We start from the raw sequence: 1,384 nt of genomic DNA on the forward strand, positions 1-1,384 counted from the left end.
CTGAGTGCTGGGCAATTTTCAGGGGCTGTGTCCACGTCGTTTGTAGTGACTGACTCGAGCTTGGTGTTGTCGTCTGCGGCGCCATGTCGACCAGTGCAGGATGTGGTCGACCGGCGCCGGGCGGCGGTCGGTGAGGCGGGCGATCAAGCGTCGGATCTCGGCGAGGCTGAGGTGGATGAGCTGGGAGGATCCGTTTCTGCTTTCTCCGTGTCCAGCTCTCGGGCCCGCAGCACGGTCAAGCAGGCGTGGGCCGCCATGGCCAGGGCCATGTGGCGGTGCCAGCCGGGATAGCGGCGGACCTGATAGTCGTCCAGGCCGCATTCCTGCTTCGCCGTCTGGAAGCACTCCTCAACGGCCCACCGGGTGCCCGCTATGCGGATCAACTCGTCCAAGGTGGTGCCGGCCGGACAGTAGGCGATGTAGTAGGAGATCTCCTGGGGCCGGCTGACACTGCGGCGGGCGATGACCCAGTGCCGACGGTCCTCACGGTGCCAGGGCCTCACCTCGACGCGGGCCCAGTCGTAGATCCGCCGGCCGTGGGCTCCCGCGCCGCAGGAACGGCGCTTCCACTTCTGCCTCGGCAGGCCGGGAAACAGCTCGTGGACGGGGTGATCGATGGACCAGCGGGTGACGACCGTGTCGTGCCGGGTGGTGGCCATGACGTGGAAGACGTCGGCCTGCTCCAGCTCGAACCGCCAGCCCTTGCTGAAGCCGTAGGCGGCATCCGCCGTCACCCATCCGAACGGAATCCGTTCGGCGATGGCCCGGCGGACCATCGCCTTGGCCATGGCCACCTTCGTCTCGAAACCGACCGTGTCGTCGATGCCCGCCCGCCGGCAGCGCTCCCGGTCGTCCGTCCATGACGTCGGCAGATACAGGCGGCGGTCGATCAGCGTGCGTCCGCGGTCGGTGGCGTAGGCGAGGAACACACCGATCTGGCAGTTCTCCGTGCGTCCCGCAGTGCCGGAGTACTGCCGCTGCACGCCGGCCGAACGGACGCCCTTCTTCAGGAACCCGGTGTCATCGACGATCAGAACCGCCTCGCGGTCTCCGAGATGTTCCACAACGTAGTCACGTACGTCGTCCAGGACCTCGTCGGCGTCCCACTCGATCCGGTTCAGCAGCCGGTGGATGCGATCAGGGCCCGCGTGCCCGGCCTCCTCCGCCAGCGTCCAGCCGTTCTTGCGCTCCAGCGGCGCAACCAACCCCCGCATGTAAGCCAGTGCCGACTGACGCGGCTCCTCCCGGTTGAACCGGTGCACGAACCGCTCATGCAGAGCGCCCAGTTCACCGGCCCACAGCCTGACATCGGCAAGGTCCCCACCCATAACCACACCAACGACTGAGCTGGCCAGCAGTCACGGCAAGCACCGTTGCAGTACTA

General features: G+C 67.1%; 1 protein-coding gene. It reads right to left on the bottom strand.

The window, feature by feature from the left end; all coding sequences use genetic code 11:
- Positions 1–143 precede the first annotated feature (143 nt).
- Positions 144–1,262: an IS701 family transposase gene (locus G3I77_RS40545; protein WP_248512485.1), complete on the bottom strand. Its 1,119-nt coding sequence runs from the start codon at positions 1,260–1,262 to the stop codon at positions 144–146.
- Positions 1,263–1,384 lie beyond the last annotated feature (122 nt).

This window comes from Streptomyces sp. D2-8 (assembly GCF_023184515.1).
Lineage (GTDB): Bacteria > Actinomycetota > Actinomycetes > Streptomycetales > Streptomycetaceae > Streptomyces.